Origin of the sequence: Aeromonas sp. FDAARGOS 1405 (assembly GCF_019048265.1) — a bacterium.
Taxonomy (GTDB): Bacteria; Pseudomonadota; Gammaproteobacteria; order Enterobacterales; family Aeromonadaceae; genus Aeromonas; species Aeromonas veronii_A.
Window position 1 is genome coordinate 1,253,097 of sequence record NZ_CP077311.1, and the last position, 16,699, is coordinate 1,269,795.

9 protein-coding genes and 4 tRNA genes are annotated in these 16,699 nt (G+C 59.8%); 9 read left to right on the top strand and 4 right to left on the bottom strand.

Going from position 1 to position 16,699, the window contains the following annotated elements:
- Window positions 1-166: 166 nt before the first annotated feature.
- The 4 genes from I6L35_RS05940 to I6L35_RS05955 form a co-directional block, all read right to left on the bottom strand.
- A tRNA-Pro gene (locus tag I6L35_RS05940) sits at window positions 167-243 on the bottom strand.
- A 71-nt stretch (window positions 244-314) separates the two neighbouring features.
- Window positions 315-400: transfer RNA gene (locus tag I6L35_RS05945), tRNA-Leu, on the bottom strand.
- Window positions 401-420: 20 nt separating this feature from the next.
- A tRNA-His gene (locus I6L35_RS05950) sits at window positions 421-496 on the bottom strand.
- A gap of 51 nt (window positions 497-547) precedes the next feature.
- Window positions 548-624, bottom strand: a tRNA-Arg gene (locus tag I6L35_RS05955).
- A gap of 232 nt (window positions 625-856) precedes the next feature.
- Here I6L35_RS05955 and I6L35_RS05960 point away from each other — a divergent pair.
- From I6L35_RS05960 to I6L35_RS06000, 9 genes are all read left to right on the top strand, one after another.
- Window positions 857-1,453: a TetR/AcrR family transcriptional regulator gene (locus I6L35_RS05960; protein ID WP_005339267.1), complete on the top strand. Its 597-nt coding sequence runs from the start codon at window positions 857-859 to the stop codon at window positions 1,451-1,453.
- Window positions 1,450-2,583: an efflux RND transporter periplasmic adaptor subunit gene (locus I6L35_RS05965; protein ID WP_005355753.1), complete on the top strand. Its 1,134-nt coding sequence runs from the start codon at window positions 1,450-1,452 to the stop codon at window positions 2,581-2,583. Before I6L35_RS05960 ends, I6L35_RS05965 begins: the two co-directional genes overlap by 4 nt.
- A gap of 15 nt (window positions 2,584-2,598) precedes the next feature.
- Window positions 2,599-5,679 (top strand): multidrug efflux RND transporter permease subunit, encoded by a 3,081-nt coding sequence (locus tag I6L35_RS05970; RefSeq protein ID WP_216952542.1) that lies wholly within the window; start codon window positions 2,599-2,601, stop codon window positions 5,677-5,679.
- A gap of 118 nt (window positions 5,680-5,797) precedes the next feature.
- The gene (locus I6L35_RS05975; protein ID WP_216952540.1) at window positions 5,798-7,765 is read left to right on the top strand and encodes an ATP-binding protein; all 1,968 of its coding nucleotides are present in this window, start codon (window positions 5,798-5,800) and stop codon (window positions 7,763-7,765) included.
- Between the two features lie 76 nt (window positions 7,766-7,841).
- Entirely contained in the window at window positions 7,842-9,191 is a 1,350-nt protein-coding gene (gene gorA, locus I6L35_RS05980) for a glutathione-disulfide reductase (protein ID WP_216979788.1), read from the top strand.
- 349 nt (window positions 9,192-9,540) lie between these two features.
- Window positions 9,541-11,235, top strand: a complete 1,695-nt coding sequence (kdpA, locus tag I6L35_RS05985; RefSeq protein ID WP_216979789.1) for a potassium-transporting ATPase subunit KdpA — start codon at window positions 9,541-9,543, stop codon at window positions 11,233-11,235.
- 67 nt (window positions 11,236-11,302) lie between these two features.
- Window positions 11,303-13,360, top strand: coding sequence for a potassium-transporting ATPase subunit KdpB (gene kdpB, locus I6L35_RS05990; protein WP_216979790.1), 2,058 nt, complete (start codon window positions 11,303-11,305; stop codon window positions 13,358-13,360).
- Window positions 13,361-13,422: 62 nt separating this feature from the next.
- On the top strand, window positions 13,423-13,950 hold the full coding sequence (locus I6L35_RS05995; protein ID WP_005355772.1) for a potassium-transporting ATPase subunit C: 528 nt from the start codon (window positions 13,423-13,425) through the stop codon (window positions 13,948-13,950).
- 126 nt (window positions 13,951-14,076) lie between these two features.
- Window positions 14,077-16,665 carry a sensor histidine kinase KdpD gene (locus tag I6L35_RS06000; protein ID WP_216979791.1) on the top strand — a complete coding sequence of 863 codons (2,589 nt, stop codon included), beginning with the start codon at window positions 14,077-14,079 and terminating at the stop codon, window positions 16,663-16,665.
- The last annotated feature ends 34 nt before the right edge of the window (window positions 16,666-16,699 follow it).

Sequence of the window (16,699 nt, forward strand, 5' to 3'; positions counted from 1 at the left end):
AAATGGGCCGATGACATCCGTTTGTCAGTGACTCGAGGCTGAAGCATAACCGAAAGGTTGGGCACTCTGCCCTGATAGAGTGTAAACAGACGTAACAGAGAAAGCGTGCAGGCGCAGTAAAGGCCGGAAAGCAAAAAACCTCGCCGAAGCGAGGTTTTTCTAAATGTGGTCGGTGATAAAGGATTCGAACCTTTGACCCTCTGGTCCCAAACCAGATGCGCTACCGGGCTGCGCTAATCACCGATGCTATTCAAAAATAGTGCTTTTCAAAAAACAAAGACGACCTGATGGTCATCCTCGTCATACAGCAAGTATGGTGCGAAGAGAGGGACTCGAACCCTCACACCCGGGGGGCACTAACACCTGAAGCTAGCGCGTCTACCAATTCCGCCACCTTCGCGTACCTGACAAGCTGTAAAATGGGGTGGCTGATGGGGCTCGAACCCACGACAACCGGAATCACAATCCGGGACTCTACCAACTGAGCTACAGCCACCACAGCTGTTTTCGTTCCACAACAACGCCCGTTTAACCGACGCACTTTTGATGGTGCGCCCGACAGGATTCGAACCTGTGACCTCTGCCTCCGGAGGGCAGCGCTCTATCCAGCTGAGCTACGGGCGCTACGCTGTCGAACGGGGCGCATTATTAATGATGGTTGCTGGTTTGTCTACACTTTTCTGTCACCGAAACACCGTTCGTTGTTTTTTCAAGCACATTGCGCACTTTTCTTCCACTATTCCCCTGCTGACAGCCAAAAAGGGGCAGATCGCAGTCGCAAATCGCCTTGCTGCCTTGACTTGATTTGATGCCCATCTAGAATGAATGAACGTTCATTCAATCGAAAGTCACACTGATGATTCTGGATAAAAAAGAGAGCATCTTCAACGCGGCCCATGAGGTGCTGGGTGAACGGGGTTTTCATGGTCTGTCGATTGCAGAAGTCGCCAAGAAGGCCAATGTTGCCACCGGCACCATCTATCGCTACTTCGGCGACAAGGATGATCTGATCCGGCAACTGCACCAGCACACTATCTTGCAGTGTGTGCCCATGGTCATGGCCGATGTAGCAATCGATAAAGTTTCATTTCAACAATTTCGCCAATTATGGCTCAATATTCATGCCATTTTTGTTAACGAACCCAACGCTATCCGGTGCAAATTGCAGTACGAGAGCTCTCCGCTAGGGGCAGAATTGGAGACCAATCCTGTCATTCTGGCCGCCTGGGAGCCTCTGGACCGATTTTTTGAACAGGGCGTTGAACAAGGATTGTTTATTGATTTACCGATACGGGCACTCCAGGTGTTGAGTCTGGACAGTGTCATGCATCTGGCCCTGCAGTGCAGGGTGCACAACATCACGCTGACCGAATCGCAGTTGGAAACCGCGATCCGGGCCAGCTGGAATGCCATTTTATCCCCCAATCTTTCCACCTCAGGAGCCTGTTCATGAAAAAGTGGATGGCCATTATGTTGCTGATAGCGATCGCCTTGTTTGGCAGCGTCATCGGCTTCAATTTGTTCAAACAGAAGATGATTGCCCAATATATGGCCAACCGGCCGGAACCCGAGTTCCCCGTCACCGCCATGGTGACCAAGGCGCAGGATTGGGTACCGACCATCGAAGCGATCGGCTTCATCGAGCCGAATCAGGGGGTGACCCTCTCCACCGAACTGGCCGGTACCATTGACGCCATCACCTTCGAGTCGGGCAAACCGGTCAAGGCTGACCAGCTGCTGCTCAGCCTGGACTCCACCGTGGAGCGGGCCAATCTGCGCGCCTCCCAGGCCAAGCTGCCGGCGGCAAAAGCCAAGTTCGATCGTTTCCAGAACCTCTACAAGACCAGCTCCATCTCCAAAGAGCAACTGGATGAGGCGGAAGCGGCCTATCGCTCACTGGAAGCAGATATCGAGAGTCTGAAGGCGACCATTGCCCGTCGTGAAGTCCGTGCGCCCTTTAGCGGCGTGGTCGGCCTGCGCAATGTGTTCCTCGGTCAGTATCTGCAGCCGGGCACAGATATCGTGCGCCTGGAAGATACCAGCGTGATGCGCCTGCGCTTCACCGTGCCCCAGACCGATATCTCCAAAATCAAGCTGGGCCAGACCATCAAGATCAATGTGGATGCCTATCCGCAAACCCAGTTTGACGGTCATATCACCGCCATCGAGCCTGCGGTCAACTTCCAGAGCGGCCTGATCCAGGTACAGGCAGACATTCCGAACAACGACGGTCAGCTGCGTTCCGGTATGTTCGCCCGCGCCAGCATCATTCTGCCGACGGTGAAAGATCAGATCGTGATCCCGCAGACCGCTATCTCCTTCACCCTTTACGGTCAGAACGTCTACGTGCTCAAAGAGGGCGAAGAGACCGACAAAGAGGGTAACAAGGTGAAAGTGCTGCGAGCCAAGCAGGTTGTGGTCAAGGCCGGTGAGCGCCGTGGCAACGATGTGCATGTGCTCTCCGGCATCCAGGCCGGTGACCAGATCGTACTGTCGGGTCAGGTTCGCCTGAGCAACGACACCAAGGTGCATGTGGTCGAGAACGATGCCCTGGCCGTTCCGGCACAAACCCCGATGCTGTAAGCGCGGAGATCTGCGATGCGATTTACTGACATATTTATAAAACGGCCTGTGCTGGCGATCTCGCTCAGCTTCCTGATCGCCTTGCTGGGCTTTCAGGCCATCTTCAAGATGCAGGTACGGGAATACCCCGAGGTGACCAACACGGTGATCACCGTCAGCACTGGCTACTATGGCGCCAGTTCTGATCTGATCCAGGGGTTCATCACCCAGCCGCTGGAACAGGCGGTCGCGCAAGCCGACAACATCGACTTCATGACCTCCTCCAGCCAGCTGGGTAGCTCCACCATCACTGCATACATGAAGCTCAATACCGACCCCAACGCCGCGCTGTCCGATATACTGGCGAAGGTGAACTCGGTGCGCTCTCAGTTGCCGAAAGAGGCGGAAGACCCCTCGGTCACCTCCTCCACTGGTTCAACCACGGCGGTGCTCTACCTCGGCTTTACCAGCCCGGAGCTCAACTCCAGCCAGATCACCGACTATCTGGAGCGGGTTATCAAGCCACAGCTCTTTACTGTCGGCGGGGTCTCCAAGGTTGACCTCTACGGCGGTGTCGAGTTTGCCCTGCGGGTATGGCTGGATCCGGCCAAGATGGCGGCCTTCAACCTGACTGCCAGCGACGTGATGACGGTGCTCAACAGCAACAACTATCAGTCCGCGACAGGTCAGGCGACCGGTTACTTCACCCTGTTCAATGGCAATGCCGAGACCCAGGTCAAGGATGTCGACGAGCTGAAGCGACTGGTGGTGGCCACCCGCGACGGCAAGGTGATCCGTCTGGCGGACATCGCCAAGGTAACCCTCGAGAAGAGTCACGATGTCTATCGTGCCAGCGCCAATGGTCGCGAAGCCGTGGTCATGGCGGTCAACGCCGCCCCGACAGCCAACCCCATCAATATCGCCCGCGATGTGCTGGCACTGCTGCCGAGCCTTGAGCGCAATATGCCGAGCACCATGCGTCTCAACGTGATGTATGACTCCACCGTGGCGATCAACGAGTCCATCCACGAGGTTATCAAGACCATCCTGGAGGCAGCCGCCATCGTTCTGGTGGTCATCACCCTGTTCCTCGGCTCGTTCCGCGCGGTCATCATCCCGATCATCACCATTCCGCTCAGTCTTATCGGCGTGGTGATGATGATGGATATGTTCGGCTTCTCGATAAACCTGATGACCCTGCTGGCGATGGTGCTGGCGATCGGTCTGGTGGTGGATGACGCCATCGTGGTGCTGGAGAACGTCGACCGCCATATCAAAGAAGGTGAAGAGCCGTTCCGGGCCGCCATTATCGGTACCCGTGAAATTGCGGTGCCGGTCATCGCCATGACGGTTACCCTGGCTGCGGTATACGCGCCTATCGCCCTGATGGGGGGCATCACCGGCTCCCTGTTCAAGGAGTTTGCCCTGACCCTGGCTGGCGCCGTGTTCGTCTCGGGCATCATCGCCCTGACCCTGTCACCGATGATGTGTTCCAAGATGCTCAAGGCCAACGAGCAGCCGGGCAAATTCGAGAGCACGGTCCACCACCTGCTGGAACGGATGACCGATCGCTACGACAGCATGCTGCACGCCGTGATGAAAAAGCGCCCCGTCATCGTGGTGTTCGCCGTCATCGTGTTCGCCAGCCTGCCGTTGCTGTTCAAGTTCATCCCGAGCGAACTGGCACCGTCAGAGGACAAGGGGGTAATGGCCGTGCTGGGTACCGCACCGTCCAACGCCAACCTGGACTACATCGAAAACACCATGGCGGATGTGAACAAGATCCTGGACGAGCAGCCCGAGATCGCCTTCTCCCAGGTCTTCTCAGGGGTGTTCAACGCCAACCAGGCGTTCGGTATCGCCTCCATGGTGCCCTGGAGTCAGCGTGAAGCGAGCCAGAAAGAGGTGCTGGATCGGGTCGCCAATCTGGTGAAAGACATCCCGGGTATGGCCATCACCACCTTCCAGTTCCCGGAACTGCCGGGAGCATCGAGTGGTCTGCCGATCCAGTTCGTCATCACCACCCCGAACAGCTTCGAAAGCCTGTTCCTGGTGGCCGGTGAAATTCTGGCCGCGGCGCAGAGTAACGGTCAGTTCGTCTATTCGGATCTCGATCTGAACTACGACTCCGCCACCATGAAGATCCGCATCGACAAGGACAAGGCGGGTGCCTACGGCATCACCATGCAGGATATCGGTATCACCATGGGCACCATGATGGCGGACGGTTACGTCAACCGTATCGACCTGGATGGCCGCTCCTACGAGGTGATCCCGCAGGTCGAGCGCAAATACCGTCTCAATCCGGAGTCCATCAAGGGCTACTACGTGCGGGCCGCAGATGGCAAGTCGATCCCGCTCGGCAGCCTGATCACCATTGAAGTGGTTGGCGAGCCCCGCGCCCTGCCCCACTTCAACCAGCTGAACTCCGCCACTATCGGTGCCGTTCCGGCTCCGGGTGTGGCCATGGGTGATGCGATCAACTGGTTCCAGACCACCGCCGACGAGAAGCTGCCGCAAGGCTATCGTTACGACTTCATGGGTGAAGCCCGTCAGTTCGTCACCGAAGGCAATGCGCTCTATGCCACCTTCGCGCTGGCACTGGCGATCATCTTCCTGGTGCTGGCGATCCAGTTCGAGTCGGTGCGTGACCCGCTGGTCATCATGGTCTCTGTACCGCTCGCCATCAGCGGGGCCTTGATTGCCTTGGCTTGGGGACTGGCGACCATGAACATCTACTCCCAGGTGGGCCTCATCACCCTGGTGGGTCTGATTACCAAGCACGGCATCCTGATCTGTGAAGTAGCGAAGGAAGAGCAGCTGCTGCGCGGCATGAACCGGATGGAAGCCGTGATGCAAGCCGCCAAGGTGCGTCTGCGTCCGATCCTGATGACCACCGCCGCCATGATTGCCGGTCTGATCCCGCTGCTCTACGCCGCAGGCGCCGGTGCAGCACAACGGTTCAGCATCGGTATCGTCATCGTGGCAGGCCTTGCCATCGGTACCCTGTTCACCCTGTTCGTACTGCCGGTGATCTACACCTATCTGGCTTCCGAGCACAAACCCTTGCCGGTATTCGATGAAACCATTCCGCCCAAGGCAAACGGCGGACACTGATCATCAATCACTTGCCAAGGCCCCGATACGGGGCCTTTTTTATGGTTCGCAGGAAAGACGACATAAGTGCATGAAGCAGTTAAACTAAAAAACACAACATCCAGACCGCAAGGACGCCATGTCAGGACTCATCTCCAAGACCGCCGAGGCCGTAGGCCGCAACGGACTCTCATACCGCCTGCTCTCCTATATTCTGGTGTGTAGTACCGTATTGGCGATGATCATTACGGTGCTGCAACTCGCCTGGGATTACCGCAAGGATGTCGCCGTCATCGAAGACAGCATCGGCCAGATCGAAGCCTCCTTTTTGCAACCTATTGCCGCCAGCTTGTGGAACCTCGATGAGGAGCAGGTCAAAGTGCAGATCGAAGGGATCATGAACCTGCCCAACATGCAGTTTGTGATGGTCAAGGAGATGCTCGGCAACTCCGAAGTGCCACTGTTGACCCAGGGAGTGGAACGGGAAAGCTATGACATCTCCCAGGAGTTCAATCTCACCTATCAGGGGGAAATTGTCGGCAAGCTGTTTGTCGCCGCGTCGCTGGAGCAGATTTACCAGCGTCTGATTGAGAAGTCAGTGCTGATCATGGTCAGCCAGACCATCAAGACCCTGGTGGTCTCATTTTGTATCCTGATCATCATTTACTATCTGGTGGTCAGACACATCAACCGCATCGCCAACTACGCCCAGAAGTTCAACCTCGATCGGCTCGACATGGAGCTGGTGCTGGAGGGGCGTCCGCAACCACGCAAGAAACCCGACGAACTGGATACCCTGGTCTCCACCCTCAACCAGATGCGCACACGGCTACGTGACGAGCTGGTCGCTCGTCATCAGGCGGTGGAACAACTGCAACAGGAGCGGGATTTCTCCGCCACCCTGATCAACTCGGCCAACATGGTCATCTGCTGTATGGAGCCGGATCTCACCATCGCCAGCATCAATCCGGCAGCCATCCTGCTGACCGGTTATCACCAACAGGAGCTGCTCCAGCACAACTGGCTGGATCTCTTCGTCAGCCCGACCCAGCGGGAAGAGCTGAACAATATCCTGAACGAAGAGGGGTCACTGGCAGACAAAGAGGTCATCATGCATGACCAGCAGGCCCACGAGCTGGTGCTGCAGTGGACCTTCGTACCCTTCTATGAAGGGCCGAACCTCAAGTACCAGATCGGGTTCGGCTACGACATCACCCAACTGAAAAAGGTCGAGCGGGAGATTATCCAGCTCAATGAGCAGCTGGAAGGAAAAGTGGTGGAACGTACCCGCAGCCTGAGTGAAGCCAACAACCAGCTGGGCAAGGCGTACGACGACCTGAAACAGGCCCAGCAAACCCTGGTGGAGTCGGAGAAGATGGCCTCCCTCGGCTCGCTGGTGGCCGGGGTGGCACACGAGATCAATACCCCAATCGGCATCAGTGTGACCGCCTCCTCCTACCTGCAGGAACGGGTTGCCGATTTCAAATCTCATATAGAGTCAAAACAGCTGTCGCGTTCCTATCTCAACGAGTTCACCGTCAACCTCGACGAGTCGATGCAGCTGCTGCAGAGCAACCTGCGGCGCGCCTCCGAGCTGATTGCCAGCTTCAAGCAGGTGGCGGTCGACCAGTCATCGGAAGCACGCTACAACTTCAGCCTCGCCGACAACCTCCATCAGGTGGTGGTCTCGCTTGGCCACAAACTGAAGAAGAGCCAGTGCGAAGTGGATATCCAGTGCGATCCCAAGCTGTCTATATTCTCCTTCCCGGGCAGTTTTACCCAGATCTACTCGAACCTGATCCTCAACTCCATCAACCACGGGTTCGACAACTGGGACAAACCGAAGAAGATCACCATCAAGGTGGAACAGCAGGGAGAGGAGCTGTTTATCGACTATTCGGACAATGGCCGCGGCATCCCGCCCGAAATCTTGCCGCGCATCTTCGATCCCTTCGTCACCTCCAAGCGGGGTCAGGGTGGCAGCGGTCTGGGCACCCACATCATCTACAACCTGGTGGTGCAACTGCTGAAAGGCCGTATCAGCTGTGCCAGCGAACCGGGCCAGGGCGCCCAGTTCCATATTCGCCTGCCGATCCAACATAACTGAGTGCTGGCTCTTGTGAGCCAGCCGCTTTATCCCCATCATGCTGTGATTGCATTCTTAATGAGCGGAGAACCTCGCAATGGCACAGCATTTTGACTATATCGCCATCGGCGGCGGCAGCGGCGGTATTGCTTCTGCCAACCGGGCTGCCATGTACGGTAAGAAAGTTGCCCTGATTGAAGCCAAAGAGTTGGGTGGAACCTGCGTCAACGTAGGCTGCGTACCGAAGAAGGCTATGTGGTATGCAGGCCAGATCGCCGATGCCCTGAAATATGGCGCCGACTACGGCTTTGACACCACCCTCAACCACTTCAACTGGGCCAAGCTGGTCGAGTCCCGCCAGGCCTACATAGGCCGCATTCACCAGTCCTATCAGAACGTGCTGGGCAAGAACCAGATCACCGTCATCAAGGGCTTCGCCCGCTTCGTCAGCAGCAACACCATCGAGGTTAATGGCGAGCACTACACGGCCGATCATATCCTGATCGCTACCGGTGGCCGCCCGGAAATTCCGGCCATCCCGGGTGCCGAGCTGGGTATCGACTCCGACGGTTTCTTTGACCTGCAAAGCCAGCCCAAGCGGGTTGCCGTGGTGGGTGCTGGCTACATCGCAGTCGAGATCGCTGGCGTGATGCAGGCACTCGGCTCAGAGACCCATCTGGTGGTGCGCAAGCACGCGCCGCTACGCAACTTCGACCCCATGATCCACGAGACTCTGGTCGAAATCATGGCGCAGGAAGGGCCCAAGCTGCACACCCACGCCATTCCCAAAGCCGTGCTCAAGAACGCTGACAACAGCCTGACCCTGCAACTGGAAGATGGTCGCCACCTCACTGTTGACTGCCTGATCTGGGCCATCGGCCGGGTACCGGCTACCGACAACCTCAACCTGGCCGCAGCCGGTATCGAGCTGGACAAGCAGGGTTTCATCCCGACCGACAAGTTCCAGAACACCGCCGTCGCCAACATCTATGCAGTGGGTGACAACACCGGCCGCATCCAGCTCACCCCGGTGGCTGTCGCCGCGGGCCGTCGCCTCTCCGAACGGCTGTTCAACAACAAGCCGAACGAGCACCTCAACTACGATCTGGTGCCGACCGTGGTGTTCAGCCACCCGCCCATAGGTACCATTGGCATGACCGAACCGGAAGCCATCGCCCAATACGGCGAAGATCAGGTGAAGGTCTACCGCAGCCAGTTCACCGCCATGTACTCGGCACTGACCCAGCATCGCCAGCCCACCCGGATGAAGCTGGTCTGTGTCGGCCCGGAAGAGAAGGTAGTCGGTCTGCATGGTATCGGCTTTGCCATGGACGAGATCCTGCAAGGCTTCGGCGTCGCCATGAAGATGGGTGCCACCAAGGCAGACTTCGACAACTGTGTCGCCATCCACCCGACTAGCGCGGAAGAGTTTGTAACAATGCGATAAGCACGTTGCAGACTGACCTGCCACTATCAGGTCATCTTCTCCACCAGCGTTCAAACCCGGCTCAGGCCGGGTCTTTTGATCCCGCCTCGCCACCAGAACCCTCGCAAAAACCTCGTTCTTTACGCCGATTTTACGCCAGCCAAATCGGGCTTTATGGCGCCTTTACGCCCGTTTTACATACCCTTTCAGCGTCAATGAGACCTATGGGATCGACACGGATATGCATCGATCCCTGACGCTAATTACCTCAACGGAGTCGTTATGAATTGGCTATATCTGCTGCTGGTCCTCGCCCTCGCGGGTTATCTGCTGCGCGCCCTCGCGCGCACCCATGAGTGAGGAACCGGATATGTGGCAAGAGATCATCTATCCCGTCGCGTTCGTGCTGCTGGTGCTGCTGCCGGCGCCTCTGCTTGGCAACTACCTGTATCGGGTATTTGAAGGCAAGAGTCGCTGGCTCGCCCCGCTTGAGCGTGCCACCCTGGCCTGCTGCGGCACGGACGGGCGCGAGCAGGACTGGAAGTCCTACGCCCTCAGCCTGCTGGCCTTCAACGGCGCAGGCTTCGGCCTGCTGTTCCTGATCCTGCTGGCGCAGGGGCTGCTGCCCCTCAACCCGCAGCAACTGCCCGGGCTGAACTGGCAACTGGCATTCAACACCGCGGTCAGCTTTATGACCAACACCAACTGGCAAGCCTATTCCGGTGAGGCCAGCCTCTCCTACTTCAGCCAGATGGTTGGGCTGACCACCCAGAACTTCGTCTCCGCAGGGACGGGTGCAGCCGTCGCCATTGCCCTGTTCCGCGGCATCGCCCGCCAGCAGACCATCAACCTTGGCAACTTCTGGCAGGATCTGGTGCGTTTCTGCCTCTATGTGCTGCTGCCCATCGCGCTGATCATGGCGCTGGTGCTGGTATGGCAAGGGGTGCCGCAAAGCCTGTCAGCCTATCTGCCGTTCCACGGTGTGGAAGGTCAGGAGCAGCTGCTGCCCCTCGGCCCGGCGGCCTCGCAGATCGCCATCAAGCAACTGGGCTCCAACGGCGGCGGCTTCTTCGGCATCAACTCGGCACATCCGTTCGAGAACCCGACAGCCCTCTCCAACTGGCTGGAGATGGTCGCCCTGCTCACCATCGCCGCTGCAATGGTCTTTACTCTGGGCAGCTATGTGAAAGACATGGCCCACAGCCGCGCCATTCTCGGCGCCATGACCCTCATGCTGGTGCTAGGGCTCTTCGTCTCACTCTCTCAGGAGCTGAAACCGGATCCCACCCTCGCCCAGCTCACCACTGACGCCAGCAACATGGCTGGCAACTGGGAAGGCAAGGAGAGCCGCTTCGGCCCTGTGCTCTCCAGCATCTGGGAAGTGGCGACTACTGCCGCCTCCAACGGTGCCGTCAACGCCATGCACGACAGCTTTACTCCGCTCGGCGGCATGGTTGGCATGATCAACATGCTGCTGGGTGAGGTCATCTTCGGCGGGGTCGGCTCCGGTATCTACGGCATGATGCTGTTCGTGTTGCTGACCGTGTTCCTGTGCGGCCTGATGGTGGGACGTACCCCGACCTATCTGGGCAAACGCCTCGGCATCACCGAAATGAAGTGGGTCGTCGCCAGCATGCTGGTCATGCCGGTGGGGGTTTTGGTGATCGGTGGTGTCACCCTGCTGATGCCGGATGCCAACACCATCATCGGCCATGATGGCCCGCACGGTCTGTCACGCCTCATCTACGCCTACGCCTCGGCTGCCGGCAACAACGGCTCCGCTTTCGCCGGTTTTGCCGCCGGTGACAACTGGCAGTGCATCGCCATCGGTCTGGCCATGCTGCTCGGTCGCTTCGGCTACATCATTCCGGTACTGGCCATCGCCGGTCAGCTGGCCCGCGCGCCCCGTCAGGAGACGAGCGAAGGGGACTTCCCCATCAGCGGCCCGCTGTTCGTTACCCTGCTGATCATCACCGTCCTGCTGATAGGTGGCCTCTCCTTCCTGCCGGTGCTGGCACTGGGCCCTGTGGCCGAACATCTGAGTCTGATCGGAGGGGCACTCTGATGAACCTGACCCTGTCGATCACCATCCGGATGCCAATGGCCAACTATCTGATGCTGGGAGCTTTCCAATGAGCAAGTCCACTGCAATGAGCACCGACACCATGTTGGTGAAGGGCAAAAAACAGAAATCACAGATCATCCAGGCAATGGTTGAGGCCCTCTATCGCTTCAATCCCAAGGCGCTGTTTGGCAGCCCCATCCTGTTCACCCTCTGGCTGGCCGCAGTCATGGCGACGGTGGAGTCCCTGCTGGGGCAGCCGCTCTCCGGCGTCGCCCCTTCGCTGGCCTGGCAGCTGACTGCCTGGCTCTGGCTCACCCTCTGGTTTGCCAACTTTGCGGAAACCCTGGCCGAGGGGCGCGGCAAGGCTCGCGCCGACAGCCTGAAAGCGGGCATGAGCCAGCTCAAGGCCCGTCGGGTGACCAATGCCAAAGATGGTCAGGGCGAGTGGGTACCCGCCACCAGCCTGATGAAGGGGGATCTGGTGCTGGTACGCAGCGGCGAGATGATCCCGGCCGACGGCGAAGTGGTCGCTGGTATCGCCTCGGTCAACGAGGCCGCCATCACCGGCGAATCCGCCCCCGTTATCCGCGAGTCGGGCACCGACCGCAGCGGCGTGACCGGCAACACGACGGTCGTCTCCGACGAGATCTGGGTGCGCGTCAGCAACAATCCGGGCGAAAGTACGCTGGACCGGATGATCGCACTGGTGGAAGGGGCCAAGCGCCAGAAGACCCCCAACGAGATGGCGCTCGACGCCCTGCTGGTGGGCCTGACCCTGATCTTCCTGTTGGTGGTCGCCACCCTGCCCTGGTTCCTCGACTACAACGGCACCCAGGTCCCGCGTCTCTACCTGATCGCTCTCTTTATCACTCTGATCCCGACCACCATCGGCGGCCTGCTCTCCGCCATCGGTATTGCCGGCATGGATCGACTGGTGAAGCTGAACGTCATCGCCAAGTCTGGCCGTGCCGTGGAAGCGGCCGGTGACGTGCGCACCCTGCTGCTGGACAAGACCGGCACCATCACCTTCGGCAACCGGATGGCCGATGAGTTGATCCCGGCACCGGGTGTCGACCCTGCCCTGCTGGCACAAGCGGCCATGCTGGCCTCGCTGGGTGACAATACCCCGGAGGGCAAATCCATCCTGACTCTGGCCAGCAAAAGCATGGCCAAGCCGAGCCAGCTGGAGAGCGACAAGGTGATCCCTTTCAGCGCCGAGACCCGCCTAAGCGGACTGGATCGCAACGGTCATCAATATCGCAAGGGTGCGGTGGATGCAGTGTTGAACTACCTGAGCCTCGACCGCAAGGCGGTACCTGAGCTGGTGCTCAAGTCAGTCGACAGCATCGCCCGTCAGGGTGGCACTCCGCTGCTGGTCTGCACTCAGGAGAAACTGCTGGGGGTGGTCTACCTCAAGGACATCATCAAGCCCGGTATCAAGGCTCGCTTCCAGATCCTGCGCCACATGGGGATCCGCACAGTGATGATCACCGGTGACAACCCGAAAACCGCCGCCGCCATCGCCGCCGAAGCCGGGGTGGATGACTTCATCGCCGAAGCGACGCCGGAGAAGAAGCTCGCCTATATCCGTCAGGAGCAGGCCGATGGCCGTCTGGTCGCCATGTGCGGTGACGGTGCCAACGATGCGCCCGCGCTGGCGCAGGCTGACGTGGGGCTGGCCATGAACGAGGGTACCCAGGCCGCCAAGGAGGCGGGCAATCTGGTGGATCTCGACTCCAACCCCACCAAGCTGCTGGACGTGGTGCTGGTCGGCAAACAGCTGCTGGTGACCCGCGGCGCCCTGACCACCTTCTCCATCGCCAACGACGTGGCCAAGTACTTTGCCATCCTGCCAGCCCTGTTCATCGCCGCCTACCCGCAACTGGGGGCACTGAACCTGATGCAGCTGGGCAGCCCGCAGAGCGCCATCCTGTCGGCCATCATCTTCAACGCCCTGATCATTGTGGCGCTGGTGCCGCTGGCACTGCGTGGTGTCGACCTGAAAGGCTCGGCCGCCAGTCTGCTGCGCCGCAACCTGTTGATCTACGGGGTCGGTGGTCTGCTGGTGCCTTTCATTGGCATCAAGCTGATCGATCTGGTCATTACCGGCCTGGGTCTGGTGTAACGACATAACCGGGATGCGGGGCAGACCCGCATCCCAAGCCATCCTTTTGGAGCAAGAGAATCATGATAGCAATCAGAACCCTGTTGACCCTGACCCTGCTGCTGGGCGTGGGTTATCCGCTGGCGGTCACCGGGCTGGCCCAACTGCTGTTCCCCTGGCAGGCCAACGGCAGCCAGCTCACCGACAGCAAGCAGCAACTGATCGGTAGCGCCCTGCTGGGGCAGAAATTCGAGCGGGCTGACTACTTCCATCCCCGCCCCTCAGCCAGCGATTTCAACACCATAGGCGGCAGCGCCAGCAATCTGGGGATGAGCTCACCGCTGCGGGCAGAGTTCGCCGAACAGGCCGCCAAGGCACAGCCGGGAACCAGCTCCCCCGCCATGCTGACCCGCTCCGCCTCCGGCCTCGATCCCCACCTGCCGCTGGATGCGGTGCTGGCTCAGGTCGACCGCGTCGCCAAAGAACGTGGACTGGATCCCGCCCAACTGACGGAGCAGGTCAAGTCGGCCACACAAGCTGGTATCCTTGGCCCGCAGGTGGTCAACATTCTCCAGCTGAATCTGCAACTGGATCATAAAAAGGGCGCCTGATGGCGCCCATTCCGGTTTGGTGATGACCTCGATTTTCGAAACGGGCGGTTGGCTCGATAGGGATAACAATGGCTGATGTAGCAAGCGCTGATGCCCTGCTGACGATTCTGATGCAGGAGCATGGGGATGCGTGATGAGGTAAGGGCCGACGCCCTGCTGGCGAGCCTGGAACAGGAGCACAAGGGCAAGCTGAAGGTGTTTCTCGGGGCCGCTCCCGGCGTGGGCAAGACCTACGCCATGCTGCAGGCGGTGCGGGAGCAGGCCAAAGAGGGGGTAGACATCCTGATCGGCGTGGTGGAGACCCACGGCCGGCAGGAGACCCTGGCTCTGCTCGACAAGCTCGCCATCATGCCGCGCAAGATCCACATGCACCGCCAGCAGCGACTGGAGGAGATGGATCTCGACGGCCTGCTCGCCCGCAAACCGGCCATCGCCGTGGTGGACGAACTGGCACACAGCAACGCCCCCGGCAGCCGCCACGAGAAGCGTTGGCAGGATGTAGAGGAGCTGCTCAACGCCGGGATCGACGTCTACACCACCCTCAACGTGCAGCATCTGGAGAGTCTCAACGATCTGGTGTGGCAGCTGACCGGGGTCAGGGTGAAAGAGACTCTGCCAGATCAGGTGCTGCTGGAGGCCGACAGTCTGGTGCTGATCGACCTGCCCCCCAAGGAGCTGCTCGACCGCCTCAAGGAGGGCAAGGTCTATGTGCCCCATCAGGCCAAGGCTGCGTTGCAATCCTTCTTCTCCCTCAACAACCTCACCGCATTGCGGGAGCTGGCGATGCAGACTGCCGCCAGCCATGTGGAGGGCGATCTGCAACTGCAATGGCAGGCGGCGGGCAAGAGCACCTTGCCGCTGCGGGGCAAGCTGATGGTTTGCCTCGGTGACCTGCACGGCTCGGCGCTGGTGCGCTACGGCCACCGCTTTGCCCAGCGCCGCCAACTTCCCTGGCTGGTAGTGCATGTCGACAGCAATGGCTGCCGCTCGGCCGATGTGGAGCAGGCGCTGGCGCTCGCCTCCCACCTCGGTGCCAAGGTGCTGACCCTCTCCAGTCCGGCTGTCGCCAATACCCTGCTGGAAACTGCCGAGCAGCAGCAGGTCTCCCAACTGCTGCTTGGCAAACCTCACAAGGCGCCGTGGCGCCGCTCACTGGTGCAACACCTGCTCAAACAGGCACAGGGGCTGGAGATCACGCTGGTCGATACCGAGAAGCAGAAGCCCGAAGTGGGAATGCGCGTCCCGACCCCGAAGGATATACACCACAGCATGCTGGCAGTGGTGATCATGGGGATCACCTCGGCCGCCGCTTGGGGACTCTCCTACTGGCTACCGCCAGCAGCGTTGCCGCTCATCTTCGTGCTGGGGGTGCTGGCGACTGCCCTCACCACCAGTCTGGTGCCCGCCACGCTGGCGGCTGTGCTGGGCTTTATCGCCCACAATCTACTCTTCACCGCCCCCTACTTCTCCCTGAGCGTCGCCAACCACAGCGACCTGCTCACCCTGTTTGTGCTGCTTATCGTCGGCATGACGGCGGGACGGCTCGCCTCCCGCCAGCGGCAACAGCTGATCGGTCTGCGCGAGACCCAGCAGCTGGGCAATGCCCTGCTCTCCCTCAGTCAGGGGCTGGCCACCGCCAGCAGCCCGGAGGAGGTGCTCAGACAAGGTGCCCAGGCCATTTCGCTGGCGCTCGGCCAGCCGACCGTAGTCATCGACAAGGAGTTCAACGATCGGCTCGGCAACGAGAAACACAGGCCCGGGCAGACCGACAAGGCGGCCATCGACTGGTGTCTGGCCCAGAAGCAGAGCGCCGGGGCCCACACCGCCACCCTCAATGCTGCAGAGGCCCAGTATCACCATCTCAGCGACGATCTGGTGATCGGCATAACGCTGGCCAATCCGCTCTCCTCCTCTGCCGAACATCAGCTGCAGGCGCTGCTCACCGATATACGCGCCGCACTGGCGCGGATCGACCTCAACGAACGGCTGGCCGACAGCCAGTTGCAGGCCGAGACCGACCGGATGCGGGCGGCCCTGCTCTCCTCGGTCTCCCACGATTTGAAGACCCCGCTGGCGACCATCATGGGGGCTGGCAGCACCCTGCTGGAATATGGTGACCGGATCCCCGCCGATGATCGCAACGAGCTGCTCCACTCGGTACAGGAGGAGGCGCGCCGCCTGCACAGCTATGTGCAGAATCTGCTGGATATGACCCGCATCGGCTCCCCCGACTTCCAGCTGAAACGGGACTGGGTCGATCTGGCGGATCTGGTGGAGAGCGCCCGCAAGCGGCTCGACTCCTCCTGGCGCCAGCACAAGCTGCTGGTCCATTTCGATCAGCATGTGCCCCAGCTCTATGTGCACGGCGCCCTGATCGAGCAGGTGCTGGTCAATATCCTCGACAACGCCTCCCGCTACTCGCCGGCAGGCACCCCCATCGAGTTCAAGGTGATGGTGGCCGAACCAGATCTCATCATCGACATCATCGATATCGGGGTCGGTATCGCCGAGTCGGATCGGGAGAAGATCTTCAACCTCTTCTACACCCAGCCGGTAGGCGATTGCGGCAGCCGTGGCACCGGGCTTGGCCTCGCCATTTCCCGCGCTATGATAGAGGCCCACGGCGGCAAGATTTGGGCTTTCTCCGGCCCCAATGGCAACGGCACCTGCATGCGCATCTCCCTGCCGCTCGCCCTCAATTCACCGGAGGTCTGATGGCTGACCGCCTGATCGGGTCACTCAGCCCCTC